This window comes from Streptomyces sp. NPDC101776 (genome assembly GCF_044766845.1).
GTDB lineage: Bacteria > Actinomycetota > Actinomycetes > Streptomycetales > Streptomycetaceae > Streptomyces.
Window position 1 is genome coordinate 202,108 of record NZ_JBIWMV010000015.1, and the last position, 14,062, is coordinate 216,169.

At 69.3% G+C, this 14,062-nt stretch carries 14 protein-coding genes; 7 read left to right on the top strand and 7 right to left on the bottom strand.

Annotation, left to right across the window (positions count from 1 at the left end; all coding sequences use genetic code 11):
- Positions 1-138: 138 nt before the first annotated feature.
- Complete coding sequence (locus ACIRRY_RS35900) at positions 139-2,490, bottom strand: transglycosylase domain-containing protein (RefSeq protein ID WP_403981266.1); 2,352 nt, start codon at positions 2,488-2,490, stop codon at positions 139-141.
- Positions 2,491-2,725: 235 nt separating this feature from the next.
- Here ACIRRY_RS35900 and ACIRRY_RS35905 point away from each other — a divergent pair, with 235 nt between their 5' ends.
- The 5 genes from ACIRRY_RS35905 to ACIRRY_RS35925 all read left to right on the top strand — a co-directional run bounded on the left by ACIRRY_RS35905 (position 2,726) and on the right by ACIRRY_RS35925 (position 7,543).
- Positions 2,726-3,652: an SPFH domain-containing protein gene (locus ACIRRY_RS35905; protein ID WP_403981269.1), complete on the top strand. Its 927-nt coding sequence runs from the start codon at positions 2,726-2,728 to the stop codon at positions 3,650-3,652.
- Entirely contained in the window at positions 3,649-3,888 is a 240-nt protein-coding gene (locus ACIRRY_RS35910) for a hypothetical protein (RefSeq protein WP_403981272.1), read from the top strand. Before ACIRRY_RS35905 ends, ACIRRY_RS35910 begins: the two co-directional genes overlap by 4 nt.
- A gap of 105 nt (positions 3,889-3,993) precedes the next feature.
- Positions 3,994-4,518, top strand: a complete 525-nt coding sequence (locus ACIRRY_RS35915; protein ID WP_329256594.1) for a PadR family transcriptional regulator — start codon at positions 3,994-3,996, stop codon at positions 4,516-4,518.
- Entirely contained in the window at positions 4,515-5,207 is a 693-nt protein-coding gene (locus ACIRRY_RS35920; RefSeq protein ID WP_403981275.1) for an ABC transporter ATP-binding protein, read from the top strand. Before ACIRRY_RS35915 ends, ACIRRY_RS35920 begins: the two co-directional genes overlap by 4 nt.
- The gene (locus ACIRRY_RS35925; protein WP_403981278.1) at positions 5,204-7,543 is read left to right on the top strand and encodes an FtsX-like permease family protein; all 2,340 of its coding nucleotides are present in this window, start codon (positions 5,204-5,206) and stop codon (positions 7,541-7,543) included. Before ACIRRY_RS35920 ends, ACIRRY_RS35925 begins: the two co-directional genes overlap by 4 nt.
- Before the next feature lie 30 nt (positions 7,544-7,573).
- Here ACIRRY_RS35925 and ACIRRY_RS35930 read toward each other — a convergent pair whose 3' ends face one another.
- The 4 genes from ACIRRY_RS35930 to ACIRRY_RS35945 form a co-directional block, all read right to left on the bottom strand.
- A complete protein-coding gene (locus tag ACIRRY_RS35930) occupies positions 7,574-8,002 on the bottom strand; it encodes a hypothetical protein (RefSeq protein WP_026150674.1) in 429 nt (142 codons plus the stop codon).
- A 4-nt stretch (positions 8,003-8,006) separates the two neighbouring features.
- Entirely contained in the window at positions 8,007-8,366 is a 360-nt protein-coding gene (locus tag ACIRRY_RS35935) for a roadblock/LC7 domain-containing protein (protein ID WP_403981482.1), read from the bottom strand.
- Positions 8,367-8,435: 69 nt separating this feature from the next.
- On the bottom strand, positions 8,436-9,341 hold the full coding sequence (locus ACIRRY_RS35940; RefSeq protein ID WP_403981280.1) for a MarR family transcriptional regulator: 906 nt from the start codon (positions 9,339-9,341) through the stop codon (positions 8,436-8,438).
- A gap of 197 nt (positions 9,342-9,538) precedes the next feature.
- The gene (locus ACIRRY_RS35945; protein WP_403981283.1) at positions 9,539-10,495 is read right to left on the bottom strand and encodes a LysR substrate-binding domain-containing protein; all 957 of its coding nucleotides are present in this window, start codon (positions 10,493-10,495) and stop codon (positions 9,539-9,541) included.
- Between the two features lie 135 nt (positions 10,496-10,630).
- Between ACIRRY_RS35945 and ACIRRY_RS35950 the strand changes: the two genes are divergently transcribed.
- Positions 10,631-11,182 carry a peroxiredoxin gene (locus tag ACIRRY_RS35950; protein ID WP_403981285.1) on the top strand — a complete coding sequence of 184 codons (552 nt, stop codon included), beginning with the start codon at positions 10,631-10,633 and terminating at the stop codon, positions 11,180-11,182.
- Positions 11,183-11,188: 6 nt separating this feature from the next.
- On the top strand, positions 11,189-11,725 hold the full coding sequence (locus ACIRRY_RS35955; protein ID WP_403981288.1) for an alkyl hydroperoxide reductase: 537 nt from the start codon (positions 11,189-11,191) through the stop codon (positions 11,723-11,725).
- 46 nt (positions 11,726-11,771) lie between these two features.
- Here ACIRRY_RS35955 and ACIRRY_RS35960 read toward each other — a convergent pair whose 3' ends face one another.
- Both ACIRRY_RS35960 and ACIRRY_RS35965 read right to left on the bottom strand, forming a co-directional pair.
- The gene (locus tag ACIRRY_RS35960; protein ID WP_403981290.1) at positions 11,772-13,070 is read right to left on the bottom strand and encodes an AI-2E family transporter; all 1,299 of its coding nucleotides are present in this window, start codon (positions 13,068-13,070) and stop codon (positions 11,772-11,774) included.
- 138 nt (positions 13,071-13,208) lie between these two features.
- Complete coding sequence (locus ACIRRY_RS35965; protein WP_403981293.1) at positions 13,209-13,925, bottom strand: lytic transglycosylase domain-containing protein; 717 nt, start codon at positions 13,923-13,925, stop codon at positions 13,209-13,211.
- Positions 13,926-14,062: the final 137 nt, after the last annotated feature.

The following is a 14,062-nucleotide window of genomic DNA, read 5'->3' on the forward strand; positions in this document are numbered from 1 at the left end:
GGGTTACGGCCAAACCACCCAACGCTCACGCGGGCCCCGGTGCGGGGCCACCTCCCCCTCGGGGTAGGGGGGACCCCCCTGGGGTCCGTGCGGGGGCGCCCGGCGACCCGCCGGGCGCCCTCTCTCCGTGTGACCTGGCTACTGGTTGAGCTGGTCGAACGGGTTGTCCGTGTCGTCGCCGGTCGGTGTCACCGGCGGACTGATCGTCGGCGTCGGGGTGGGTGTCGGGGTCGGAGTCGGAGTCGGGGTCGGAGTCGGTGACTCCGTCGTCGGGGTCGGCGACGGCGACTTGGTCGTCAGGGTCGGGGACGGCGTCGCCGACTGGGTCGGGGTCGCCGTCGGCGTGAAGTCCGGCTCGACCGCCGCGCCCTGGTCGGTGTCCAGGTCGAACTTGGTGTTCGCCTTGGTCACCCCGAACATGTACGTCGCCCAGATCTGCGCCGGGTAGCCACCACCGTTGACACGGCCGCCGCCCGTGGTGATCAGGCCGGTCGCGCCGGTCAGCGGGACCTGGGCGTGGGTCTTGGCGTCCTCGCCGAACAGGCCCACCGACGTGACCAGGTCGGGCGTGTAGCCGGTGAACCAGGCCGACTTGTTGTTGTCGGACGTACCCGTCTTGCCCGCGACCTGCTGCCCGTCGCGCTTGCTGTTCTCGGCCACCGACACCTTCGCCGTACCGTCGTTGACCACACCGGTCAGCACCGAGGACACCGTGTCGGCGGCCTCGCGCGGGATGACCTGGGCGCCGATCGGGTTCGGCATGGTGACCGTGCGCGTGTTGTGCGCGACCGACTTGATGATCGCCGGGGTGACCTTCTTGCCATGGTTGTCGAAGGTGGCGTAGACACCGGCCATCTCCATCGGGCTCGCGCCCATGGTGCCCAGGGTCTGCGCCGGTACGGCCTTCAGGTCGCCGGTGTCCATGCCCAACTGGCCCGCGGTCTTCATGACCTTGTCCATGCCGACGTCGACACCGAGCTGTGCGAAGACCGAGTTGATGGACTTGTTCATCGCCGTCTGGACGGTGACCTTGCCGTAGTTGCCGTCGTCCTCGTTCTCCGGCGCGAACGCGATGTCGCTGCCCACGACCGGGCGCTTGCTGGTGCCGTCGTAGAGGGTGTCGGTCGTGATCGTCTTGCCGGACTGCGTCTTGGCCTCGTCGGCCAGTGCGGCTGCCAGGATCACCGGCTTGAACGTGGAGGCGGGCTGGTAGTCGGTGCGGGTCGCGTTGTTCGTGAAGTGCTTCAGATAGTCCACGCCGCCGTACATCGCCACGATCGCGCCCGTGCTGGGGTTCACGGACACCGCGCCGGGCTGGACGTTCCCGTCGACCTTGCGCTTCTTGGCGTCGAGCTTGCTGGTCAGCTGGGACTTGACGGACTTCTCCAGCTGGGCCTGCTTCTTCTTGTCGATGTTGAGCGTGATCGTCCAGCCGCCCGCGCTGACCAGCGTCTCGGCATCCTTGGTGTTGGCGGCCTGCCCGGAGTCGATCAGCTGCTTCTCCAGGGCCTCGTTGGCGGCGGTCACCATGTAGCCGGTCTGGCCCGCCATGCCGGCCTCGGCCTTGGGCGCCTCGGGGACCGGGAACTTCATGGCCTCGCGCTTGGTCGAGCTCAGCCAGTCCTGCCCGACCATGTTGTCCAGGACGTAGTTCCAGCGCGCCTGCACCAGCTTCCTGCCGGTGTCGGTCGCGATGGCCCAGTCGTACTGGTTCGGCGCCTGGAGGAGCGCGGCGAGATAGGCGCCCTGCTGGACGTCGAGGTCCTTGGCGTCGACACGGTAGTAGGCCTGGGCGGCCGCCTGGATGCCGTAGGCGCCGCGGCCGTAGTAACTGGTGTTGATGTACCCGGCGAGGATGTAGTCCTTGGACTTCTCGCGGTCCAGCTTCAGCGAGATGACCATTTCCTTCAGCTTGCGCGTGACGGTCTGGTCCTGCGTCAGGTAGTAGTTCTTCACGTACTGCTGGGTGATGGTCGAACCGCCCTGCGCGCCCTTGCCGGACAGCGTGTTGAGCAGGCCGCGGGCGGTGCCCTTGAGGTCGACGCCGGCGTCGCCGTAGAAGGTCTTGTTCTCGGCGGCGACGAACGTCTGCTGGACGGCCTTGGGGACCTGCGAGAGATCTACGTTCTCGCGGTTCACGTCGCCCTTGCGGGTCAGGACCGTGCCGTCGCTGTACTTGTAGACGTTGCTCTGCAGCTTCGCCTCCGCGTTGCCCACGGGGATGCTGATCATCATGTAGAGCACGATGAACGCGCCGATGCCGAGGAGACAGAAACCCAGGAACGTGCCGAGGATCTTCTTCCAGGTGAAGAGCCTGCGTATGAAGCTCTTGCCGTCCTTGGCACCCTTGGCACCCTTGGCGCTCTTGACACCCGTGGCACCCGTGGCACCTGTGGCGCCCGCGGTGTCCGCCCCCGACGAGCGGCGGGTCTTGGGCGCCGCGCGGTGGCCACCGCGTTGGCGCGCTCGTCTCTCTTCCGCTCGTCCCATGAGTCCGTTCCGCTCCGCTTCGCTCTCTTGTGCGCTGGTGTCACACAGGTTCACCCGTCAAGTCAGCTCAGAAAGCTAACACCAGGAGTTGTGACAAAGGGCTGTCGATCCGGGCCATTGCGGACGTGACAATCAGCACCCGCCCCTATGGAACCGACGTACGAGAGGGGTCGAGGGTTGCCATGGAGGGGTAATCTGATATCAGATTGCTAGAACAGAGATATGGGGGATCACCATGACCACGGACCCACTTGCGGACGTACCCGACATGCCCGCCCCGCACGTGCGCGAGTTCACCGCGCCCAGCATCGGCGGCGGACTCGCGCTCGTCCTCGGTCTGGTGGGGCTGTTCGGCTCCGCCGGACTGCTCGCCGCCGCCACCGCGGTCGACGCGCCCGGCGGCAAGGCCGCGCTGATCGTCGGCGGCATCCTCGTCTTCCTCAGCGCGATCATCGCGATGCGCGGGCTGAACACCGTGGCGCCGGGCGAGGCGCGGGTCGTGCAGCTCTTCGGGCGGTACCGGGGGACGATCCGGCAGGACGGGCTGCGCTGGGTGAACCCCTTCACCTCGCGCACGAAGATCTCGACCCGCGTCCGCAATCACGAGACCCCGGCCCTCAAGGTCAACGACGCCTACGGCAACCCGATCGAACTGGCCGCGGTCGTGGTGTGGAAGGTCCGCGACACCGCGCAGGCCACCTTCGAGGTGGACGACTACACCGAGTTCGTCGCCACCCAGACCGAGACGGCCGTACGGCACATCGCCATCGAGTATCCCTACGACGCCCACGACGAGGGCGGGCTCTCGCTGCGCGGGAACGCCGAGGAGATCACCGAGAAGCTCGCCGTCGAGCTGAGCGCCCGCGTCGAGGCGGCCGGTGTCCAGATCATCGAGTCCCGCTTCACGCACCTCGCGTACGCGCCGGAGATCGCCTCGGCGATGCTCCAGCGGCAGCAGGCCGGTGCGGTCGTCGCGGCCCGGCGGCAGATCGTCGACGGAGCGGTCGGGATGGTCGAGGCGGCGCTGGCCCGGATCACCGAACAGGACATCGTGGAGCTGGACAACGAACGGAAGGCGGCGATGGTGTCCAACCTGCTGGTGGTGCTCTGCGGGGACCGGGCGCCGCAGCCCGTGCTGAACACGGGGACGCTGTACCAGTGACGGTTCCCTCCGGGGGTCCGGCCCCCCAGCCCCGGCCGCAGCAGCGCAAGCAGGTGCTGCTGCGGCTGGACCCGTCCGTGTACGAGGCGATCGCACGGTGGGCCGGGGACGACCTGCGGTCCGCCAATGCGCAGATCGAGTTTCTGTTGCGCAGGGCGTTGGCGGAGGCGGGGCGGCTTCCCGGCGAGGCGGGACCACTGCCGCGTCGTGGCCGGCCTCCCGCGCCACCTCAATGACAGAACCGTGACAATCGGCTCCCACCTGCGCACCCACACCCCCGGCCATGATCTACACACCGTGCGTATACACCCCGGGTATACCCCGTGTGTAGAGTGCTCCGCATGTCCATCGGTCACACCCTCCTGGGGCTCCTGGAGTCCGGCCCGCGTCATGGTTACGACCTGAAGCGCGCCTTCGACGAGAAGTTCGGTCACGACCGGCCGCTGCACTACGGCCAGGTCTACTCGACGATGTCCCGCCTGCTGAAGAACGGTCTCGTCGAGGTCGACGGCATCGAGGCCGGCGGCGGTCCCGAGCGCAAGCGGTACGCGATCACCGACGCCGGGATCACCGACGTACAGCAGTGGCTCGCGACGCCGGAGAAGCCCGAGCCGTATCTGCAGTCGGCCCTCTACACCAAGGTCGTCCTCGCGCTGCTCACCCATCGCGACGCGGCCGAGATCCTCGATGTGCAGCGCTCCGAGCATCTGCGCAGCATGCGCATCCTGACCGACCGCAAGCGCAAGGGCGATCTCGCGGACCAGTTGATCTGCGACCACGCCCTCTTCCATCTGGAGGCCGACCTGCGGTGGCTGGAGCTCACCGCCGCGCGCCTCGACAAACTCGCCGAGGTGGTGGCCAAGTGACGACACATCCCGCCGGTTCCCTGCTCGCGGCCCACGAGCTGCGCAAGGCCTACGGTCCGACGACCGCGCTCGACGGCGCGGAATTCTCCATCCATCCCGGTGAGGTCGTCGCCGTGATGGGGCCCTCCGGGTCCGGGAAGTCGACGCTGCTGCACTGTCTCGCCGGGATCGTGCCGCCCGACTCGGGCTCGATCACGTACAACGGGCAGGAGATGGCGACCATGACCGACGCCCAGCGCAGTGCGCTGCGCCGCTCGGAGTTCGGGTTCGTGTTCCAGTTCGGCCAGTTGGTGCCCGAGCTGACCTGCGTCGAGAACGTCGCGCTGCCGCTGCGGCTGAACGGCACCTCCCGCAAGGAGGCCGAGCGGGCCTCGCTCCTGTGGATGGAGCGGCTGGAGGTCGACGACCTCGCCAAGAAGCGGCCCGGTGAGGTCTCCGGCGGTCAGGGGCAGCGCGTCGCCGTGGCCCGCTCGCTGGTCACCAGCCCGCGGGTGCTGTTCGCCGACGAGCCGACCGGCGCGCTCGACTCGCTCAACGGCGAGCGGGTCATGGAGCTGCTGACCGAGGCGGCCCGGTCCACGAACGCGGCCGTCGTGCTGGTCACGCACGAGGCACGGGTGGCCGCCTACTCGGACCGCGAGATCGTCGTACGGGACGGGAAGTCCCGGGACATGGAGCGGATCGTATGAACGTGCGTCAGTGGGCCAGAGACCTGGCCATGGGGATGCGGTTCGCCTTCGGCGGCGGGCGTGAGGGCTGGGTGCGGGCCGGGCTGACGGCCGTCGGTGTCGGGCTCGGGGTGGCGCTGCTGCTGCTCACCACGGCACTGCCGAACGCGCTGTCGCAGCGCAGCGACCGCGGCAACGCCCGGCAGGACTTCACCTACAGCGGGAAGCAGTTGGCGAAGGCGGACAACACCCTCGTCATCGCCGACTCGGACACCACGTTCCGCGACAAGGACGTGCGCGGCCGGATGGTGGAGCCCGAGGGCACCAAGGCGCCGCTGCCGCCGGGGGTCGCGAAGTTCCCCGCGCCGGGCGAGATGGTCGTCTCCCCCGCGCTGAAGAAGCTCCTGAAGTCCGACTCCGGGAAGCTGCTGCGCGAGCGCCTGCCCTACCGGGTCACCGGCACCATCGCGCAGGCCGGGCTCATCGGGCCCGCCGAACTCGCCTACTACGCGGGCGGAAAGGATCTCAAGCAGCTCCAGTCCGGCAGCAATATCGAACGCATCAACTACTTCGGGCCCTCGCCCAACACCCAGCCGGACGAGCTCGACCCGATCCTGCTGCTGCTGATCCTGATCGTGTTCGTCGTACTGCTGCTGCCGGTCGCCGTGTTCATCGCCGCGGCCGTGCGCTTCGGCGGCGAACGCCGGGACCGCCGGCTGGCGGCACTGCGGCTGGTCGGGGCGGACGGGCGGATGGCGCGCCGGATCGCGGGCGGCGAGGCGCTCGCGGGGGCGCTCCTCGGGCTCGTCTTCGGCACCGGGTTCTTCCTGGTCGGGCGGCAGTTGGCGTCCCTGCTGGAGGTGCGGGACATCAGCCTGTACCCCAGCGACCTCAACCCGTCGCCCGCGCTCGCGCTGCTGGTCGCCGTCGCCGTACCGGCCGCGGCCGTGCTGGTGACGCTGCTCGCGCTGCGCGGGGTCGTCATCGAGCCGCTCGGCGTGGTCCGCAAGGCGAAGCCGCCGCGGCGCCGGCTGTGGTGGCGGCTGCTGATGCCGCTGGCCGGCCTCGCGATGCTCTACCCGATGATCGGGCAGGGCAACACCAACGGGAACTTCAACCAGTACCTGGTGACCGGCGGCACGGTCCTGCTGCTCGTCGGCATCACCGCCCTGCTGCCCTGGGTCGTCGAGGCCACCGTGGCCCGGCTGAACTCCGGCTCGGTGTCCTGGCAACTCGCCGTCCGCAGGCTCCAGTTGAGCAGTGGTACGGCGGCCCGCATGGTCAACGGCATCGCGGTGGCGGTGGCCGGGGCGATCGCGCTGCAGATGCTGTTCGCCGGGGTCGAGGGCGACTACACCAAGGAGACCGGCAACGACGTGAACCGGGCCCAGATGGAGGTCTCCGTGGGCAGCGGCGTTCCTCTCACCGAGGTCGGGCGGCGGCTGGCGCGGACCGAGGGCGTGCGCCGTACGTCGGCCATCTCGCAGGCCTCGGTCGGCGAGCGGGCGAAGAACCCGAACAACGAGCTGGAGGTCTCCGTCGGCAGCTGCGCCGAACTGCGCGAGGTGGGGAGTCTGCCGTCCTGCCGGGACGGTGACATCTTCCGGATCGTCCGCGGCAGCTACGACGCCGAGACGAAGAAGCTGGCCACGGCCGGCAACACGGTGTACTTCGACCCGGCGTGGGACGGGTCGTCGAGCACCTCGACGCCGACGCCGTGGAAGGTGCCCGCGGGTCTGAAGACGGCACAGCCGCGCGAGGACCCGACCGGTTATGCCCGCGGCGGTCTGTTGATCACGTCGGGCGCGCTGCCCGCGAACGCGGCGCACGTCCTGGACCAGCACGTGTTCGTCTCGCTTGACCCGTCGGTGGCGGACGCGAGCGACCAGGTGCGCAACACCGCCGCGCGGATGAACCCGCTGGCGGACGTGTTCATGCTGACGTCCACCCGGCAGTCGCTGCAGTTCAAGTCGATCCGCACCGGGCTGTTCGTCGGCGCCGGCTGTGTGCTGCTCCTCATCGGGGCGAGTCTGCTGGTGTCGCAGCTGGAGCAGTTGCGGGAGCGCAAGAAGCTGCTGTCGGCGCTGGTCGCCTTCGGCACCCGGCGGCGCACGCTGAGCCTGTCGGTGCTGTGGCAGACGGCGATCCCGATCGGCCTCGGCCTGGTGCTGGCCACGGCGGTGGGGATGACCCTGGGCGCGGTGCTGCTGAAGATGACCGACACCTCGGTGCGCATCGACTGGTCGAGCGTGCTGGCGATGTCCGGCATCGGCGCGGGGGTCGTCCTCGGGGTGACCCTGCTGAGCCTGCCGCCGCTGCTGCGGATGATGCGGCCGGACGGGCTGCGCACGGAGTAGTCCGCCCGCAGCCGTCCGCTCACCGGCAGGTCAGAGGCCGTACTCCCGCACCACGCGCCGGACTTGGGCGAACAGCATGCCCACGTTCACCGACTTGCGGCAGACGACCACGGCGACGACGTCCTGTTGCTCGGTCATCCGCACGAACAGATGGGTGAGGTTCTCGCTGTTGACGAGGATCTCCTGGAAGTAGTGGTGGTCGCTGGTGATCCCGCGACGTTCCTTGAAGACGTCCTCGATCATCGCGACCGTCCGGCCCTGGAACAGGTCGAGGGTCGCACCCGCCAGCAGGTCGAGGACCTCTGGCGGGTGGTTGTCGATGGTCTCGTACGACAGCAGCATGCCGGTGGACATGTCGACCACACCCGAGGCCACACAGTCGGGGGCATCGGTGCGGAGGGTTTTGACCAGGCCCATCACCTGGTCGGAGAATCCTGGGGTCATACGTTTCGTCGCCATCCCTTCACACTCCTTCTGATGCCTTCTCAGTGAGGATCGACTCGATGCGGTCGAGCGTCGGCCGGGCCGCGAGGTGCAGCCGGTCGACGTCCATCCCCTCGTCGCCGAGCACCACCATCAGCGCGGTGTCGCCCACGGCGTAGGTCGCGGCACAGCCGTGACTGCCGTACGTCACCGTCTGGCGCAGCGTGCCGCGATCGGTGGCCTCGGCGGTGCGCCGGGCCAGGCCCAGGCCGGCCGCGGCCAGCGCGGCGAGGGCTTCCGGGTCGATCGTGTCGGCGGTGTCGGCCGCGATGAGCAGTCCGTCGGCGGCCGTGAGCGCGGTGTCGGTGACACCGCTCACCTTTTCCCGCAGTTCGCGCATTTCCAGTGCCAGGGCTTTGTGATCCACTTACTCAACTCCCCTAAAACTGATCGCATTTGTTCATGAGGGTCATTTCGAGGTTCCGTTCCGCATGCGGAAGAACCCTTTCCAACCCGCCCCGCTCTTTTCGGGGACGAGAGTCTCGGTGATGCCGCTGGCGCCCGGATTCCGGCGCGGCAGGGCGGTCGGTTCGGTGAACTGCGCCGGCGCGGGCGCCGGTTCACGACGCGCTACGGCGAGCCCGCCGGGCGGCACCCGCACCGGGATCGGCACGGGTGTGTCCGCGCACTCCAGCAGTCCCTCGGCGAGCATTCGCGCGACCTCGGCGGTGACCGTGTAGACCGCGCGCCCGGTACGGAACGCGAGATCGCGGGCGGTACGGCGGCCGTCGGCATGGGCCAGCAACTCCCGTTGCAGCAGCCCGAGTCCGGCCTCGTCGAGGGCGTACGCCGGGGGCCGCGGGCGCTCCCGGTCGGGGCGTACGGGGTACGGCAGCGAGGTGATCGCGACGAGTTTCCGGGCCGCGTCCTGGAGCAGCCGGACCGAGGGCTCGCCGAGTGTGACGGGGGCGAACGGCCGCTCGTCCGGGGCGAGTTCGCAGTCGTCGACATCTCCGGCGACGACCGCGAAGGCCGCGTCGTGCAGGGCCAGCACACACACGATCCGCAACTGGGCGGCGCCCGCGTACCCGTGGGCGATCAGCCCGTCCAGCGGCCAGCGCGTGCCGCCCGACTCCCGTACCAGATCGGCCCATTGCTCACCGCCGATCCGGCCGGAGCGCAGCAGCAGCGCCTCCGGGCCGGGAGCGCCCGGACTCTCCACGGCGACGACGAGTCCGCCGCGCAGATGGAAGGTGCCGCCGGGGCTGCCGGACACCCGCAGTCCCCCGGTGAACTCCTCGCGCCCGCAGGCCGCGAGAGAGCGCGCGAGCAGGTCGTGACCGGCCCGGCCGAGGGAATCCCGAATGCCCGACATCACTCCCCTAGGCTTTTCGTACACGCACCTGCCGTGTAGCGCTGAGGGGTGAAGGTTTATCAGTCCGGGCGCATATTCCGGCGGGGTTCTTCCTACCTGCCTGCGGGTGACGGAAGTTGAGAATTCCCGCCGTTCGATTTCCTTTGTCCGACGCTCATTTGACCGAACGGGAGCGGGTCAGCCGCCGGTCCGGCCGGTCAGTTGCCGGTCCCCAACACCCGTACCGGCAGCGGTCGCAGGGCCTCACGGAGGGCGGCGGCGAGCTCCTGGTACTCGGCGCGGCGAGCCGCGCCGGTGCGCATCGCGAGGGCGATCCGGCGGGTCGGGGCGGGCTCGGCGAAGTAGCCGGTGAGAAGCAGGTCGTTGCGGGTCGTCTCGACGCGTACGGCGGTGCGCGGCAGGAGGGTGACCCCGAGCCCGCCGGCGACGAGCTGCACCAGTGTGGAGAGCCCGGCCGCGGTCGTGGTGACGGGGGCGTCCGCCCGTCCCGCCTCGCGGCAGATGTCGAGGGCCTGGTCGCGCAGACAGTGCCCCTCGTCCAGGAGCAGCAGGTTCAGCTCGCGCAGTGCCTCGCGCGGGATGCCGCTGCGGCCACCGAGAGGATGGCCAAGAGGCGTGACGAGGACGAAGTCCTCGTCGAACAGCGGGAGTTCGACCACTCCGGGCACACCGAGCGGCACGGCGAGCAGCAGCAGGTCGAGCCGTCCGGTGGTCAGCCCGTCGAGCAGGTTCGCGGTCTGCTCCTCGTGCACCTGGAGGTCGAGGTCCGGATACCGGTCGTGCACCAGCCGCAGCACGGTCGGCAGCAGATACGGCGCGACGGTGGGGATGACCCCGAGCCGCAGCGCCCCGGTGAACGGGGCCCGCACGGCCTCCGCCTCCGCCAGCAGCGCCACGACCTCCTCCAGCACCGCCTTCGCCCGTACGGCGAGCCGCTCGCCGGCGGGCGAGAGGAGCACCTTGCGGGTGGTGCGCTCCAGGAGAGTGACACCGAGGGTGTCCTCCAGCGCAGCGACGGCTCCGGACAGGGCGGGCTGGCTCATGCCGATCGCGGCGGCAGCGTCCCGGAAGTGCAGATGCTCGGCGACCGCGGAGAAGGCGCGCAACTGGGCCAGGCTGGGCTGGCGCCTCTTACTCGTATTACTAACGGTCACTGATAACCGCCTCCGATCAACATGACCCAGTGTAGCTATTTCCACAATCAATGCACGTTGTGCCAGGATCAGGGCCGTCCAACCCACGAGAAGCGCCCCTTCTTCCGGGGTGCTTCTCCGCTACAAGGAGAGCCTGTGCTCACTGTCGGTGACAAGTTCCCGTCGTTCGATCTGACCGCCTGCGTCTCGCTGGAGAAGGGCGAGGAGTTCGAGCGAATCACTCACAAGACCTACGACGGTTGGAAAGTGGTCTTCGCGTGGCCCAAGGACTTCACCTTCGTGTGCCCCACCGAGATCGCCGCCTTCGGCAGGCTGAACGCCGAGTTCGCCGACCGTGACGCCCAGGTGCTCGGCTTCTCCGGCGACTCCGAGTTCGTCCACCACGCCTGGCGCAAGGACCACGCCGATCTGCGCGACCTGCCGTTCCCGATGCTGGCCGACTCCCGGCACGAGCTGATGCGGGACCTCGGCATCGAGGGCGAGGACGGCTTCGCCAAGCGCGCGGTGTTCATCGTGGACCAGAACAACGAGATCCAGTTCTCCATGGTGACCGCGGGCTCGGTCGGCCGTAACCCCAAGGAGGTCCTGCGGGTCCTCGACGCGCTCCAGACGGACGAGCTCTGCCCGTGCAACTGGACCAAGGGCGAGGCCACGCTGGACGCGGGCGCGCTGCTGGCCGGGAAGTGACCTGAGATGTCACTGGACGCCCTGAAGTCCGCCATACCGGACTACGCCAAGGACCTGAGGCTCAACCTCGGTTCGGTCATCGGCAACTCCGAGCTGCCGGCGCAGCAGTTGTGGGGCACGGTGCTCGCCACGGCGATCGCGTGCCGATCGCCGCTCGTGCTGCGGGAGTTGGCGCCCGAGGCGAAGGCACAGCTGTCGCCGGAGGCGTACACCGCGGCCAAGTCCGCCGCCGCGATCATGGCCATGAACAACGTCTTCTACCGGACGCGGCATCTGCTGTCCGACCACGAGTACGGCAGCCTGCGGGCGGGGCTGCGGATGAACGTCATCGGCAACCCCGGGGTCGACAAGGTCGACTTCGAGTTGTGGTCGTTCGCCGTGTCCGCGATCAACGGGTGCGGGATGTGTCTCGACTCGCACGAGCAGGTGCTGCGCAAGGCGGGGGTCGAACGGGACGTGATCCAGGAGGCGTTCAAGATCGCGGCGGTGGTGGAGGCGGTGGGGGTCACGCTGGAGGGGGAGGCGGTGCTGGCGGCTGTGTGAGCTCGGCCGCGGGTCGGCTCGCCGGGGGCTCCGGCCCCCAGCGGGTCTACGGCGTCGGGTCCGACGGTTCGATCGCTGTCGCGCCCCGCGGCTTCGGGGATTGCGGAGACACCGGGTCCTGGGAGTACGACTTCAGGTAGCCCACCACCGTGTTGAGCACCGCGACCAACGGCACTGCCACCACCGCCCCGCCGATCCCCGCGACCATCCCACCCGCGGCGACCGAGAGGACCACCGCGAGGGGGTGCACCCGGACCGCGCGGCCCAGGATGAAGGGCTGGAGGATGTGGCCCTCGATCTGCTGCACGGCCAGGACCACCGCCAGGGTCATCAGGGCCGTGAACACGCCCTGGGTGACCAGCGCGACGACCACCGCCAGCGCGCCGGAGGCCACCGCGCCGACCAGGGGGATGAACGAGAACAGGAAGATGAAGACGGCGAGCGGCACGGCCATCGGTACGCCGAGGAAGTAGATGCCGATGCCGATGCAGACGGCGTCGATGAACGCCACTATCACCGTGCCGCGGACGTAGGCCGTCAGCGTGCGCCAGGCGCGCGGGCCCGCGCCCGCCATCGCCGGCCGGGCCGCGGCGGGCACCAGCTTCAGCGACCACTGCCAGATGCGCGGGCCGTCGTAGAGGAGGAAGAGGGTCGAGAAGACCGTCAGGAGGATGCCGGTCAGGGCCTCGACGATGACCTGGACGCCTTCCAGGCCGGCCGAGGTGATCTGGTCGGTGTTGGCTCCGATGGCCTCGCGGAGGTTCTTGGCGATCTGGTTGATCTGCTTCTCGGTGACGTGGAAGGGGCCCTTGAGCAGCCAGTTGCGCAGATCGTCGACGCCGTTCTGGACCTGGTCGGAGAGGTTGTCGATGTTCGCCATGACCTGCCAGGTCACGAACCAGCCGATCAGCCCCATCACGACGAAACCGAGGATCGCGGTGAGCGCCGTGGCCACCCCGCGCGGGAAGCCGTAGCGGATGAGGCGGGTCACCGTCGGCTGGAGCAGTGCCGTGATCAGGAGGGCGGCGACGAAGGCCAGGACGACCAGTTGGACGGCGCTGATGACGCGCATCAGCACCCAGACCGTGCCGGCCAGGATCAGCAGCCGCCAGCCGGCCTCGGCGGCGACCCGTACGCCCCAGGGCACGGCGAGCGCCGGCTCGGGGCGGTCACGGGCGACGACGACGACCGGTACGGGCTGCGGGGGTTGGGGGTCGTCGACGGCCGGTTCGGGCGCCGCCTCGGTGTGTTCCTTCGCCATCTCCGTACGGCGCTCGTCCAACCGCTCCCCCATCTCGCTCAGTCCGGCGCCGACCTTGCCGAGCCATCCTGGTACTCGCGACATGATTCGTCCTCTTCCCCCGTCTTGCCCCACTACTCCCCCCAGGAGTCGCTGCGTGTCCGACCGTACAGGTCGAAGGCCCCTCCCCCTATGACGGGGAGGGGCCTTCTGAGGTTGAGCGGCCCGGAACGGGCGTCCGACCTAGTACCAGCTGTTCGCCTGCCAGAACGACCAGGCCTCGCACGGGCTGCCGTAGCGGCTGTCCATGTAGTTGAGGCCCCACTTGATCTGGGTGGCCGGGTTCGTCTGCCAGTCGGAACCGACGGACGACATCTTGGAACCGGGCAGGGCCTGGAAGAGACCGTAGGCACCGGAAGAGGCGTTGACCGCGCGGTAGTTCCAGCTGGACTCGTGGTCCACGATGTTGCTGAAGCACTGGTACTGACCGCTGGGCACCATCGAGGCGGCCATCGACTGGATCTGCGCGACCGTGTAGGAGCTCTGCACGGGGAAGCTCGACGAGGACGAGCCTGCCTTGGCAGCCGCGGCCTTGGCCTCGGCCTTCTCCTTGGCAGCCTTCTCCGCCTTCTCGGCAGCCGCCTTCTTGGCGACCGCGGTCTTGGCGGCGGCCAGGCGGGCCGACTCCTCCGCGTCCTTCTTGGCGCTCGCGTCGGCCTGGATCGCCTGGGCGTCGGCCTGCTGCGTCAAGGAGGCGGTCTGCACCTGGGCCTGCTGACCGGTGGGGATGTCCGCCAGGAGCGTGGTGTCGGCTGCCGTCGTCTCGGCGTCATTGTTCTGCGCCTGTGCGACGCTGCCCGAGGCAACGCCTACGACGCTTCCGACGGCGGTGACCGCGGTGGCCGAAGCCACTGCGAATCCCCGGACCGAAATCCGGCTCACACGGTTTCCTTCCAGCATCGCCCGCTTCGGTGACCCTGGCGGACGCAATCGTGCCCCTGAACGCTGGCCTCCCAACTGCGGGGTCACGGGAGGCACGGGCCCGGTGGGCGACTCCCGCTCGGGGAGCGCCGCGTGAAGAGCGGGCGGCATACGAC

Coding starts and splice junctions, on each gene's coding strand:
- ACIRRY_RS35900 (WP_403981266.1), bottom strand. CDS start 2,490: ATGGGACGAGCGGAAGAGAGACGAGCGCGCCAACGCGGTGGCCACCGC.
- ACIRRY_RS35905 (WP_403981269.1), top strand. CDS start 2,726: ATGACCACGGACCCACTTGCGGACGTACCCGACATGCCCGCCCCGCAC.
- ACIRRY_RS35915 (WP_329256594.1), top strand. CDS start 3,994: ATGTCCATCGGTCACACCCTCCTGGGGCTCCTGGAGTCCGGCCCGCGT.
- ACIRRY_RS35925 (WP_403981278.1), top strand. CDS start 5,204: ATGAACGTGCGTCAGTGGGCCAGAGACCTGGCCATGGGGATGCGGTTC.
- ACIRRY_RS35930 (WP_026150674.1), bottom strand. CDS start 8,002: ATGGCGACGAAACGTATGACCCCAGGATTCTCCGACCAGGTGATGGGC.
- ACIRRY_RS35935 (WP_403981482.1), bottom strand. CDS start 8,366: ATGCGCGAACTGCGGGAAAAGGTGAGCGGTGTCACCGACACCGCGCTC.
- ACIRRY_RS35940 (WP_403981280.1), bottom strand. CDS start 9,341: ATGTCGGGCATTCGGGATTCCCTCGGCCGGGCCGGTCACGACCTGCTC.
- ACIRRY_RS35955 (WP_403981288.1), top strand. CDS start 11,189: ATGTCACTGGACGCCCTGAAGTCCGCCATACCGGACTACGCCAAGGAC.
- ACIRRY_RS35960 (WP_403981290.1), bottom strand. CDS start 13,070: ATGTCGCGAGTACCAGGATGGCTCGGCAAGGTCGGCGCCGGACTGAGC.
- ACIRRY_RS35965 (WP_403981293.1), bottom strand. CDS start 13,925: ATGCTGGAAGGAAACCGTGTGAGCCGGATTTCGGTCCGGGGATTCGCA.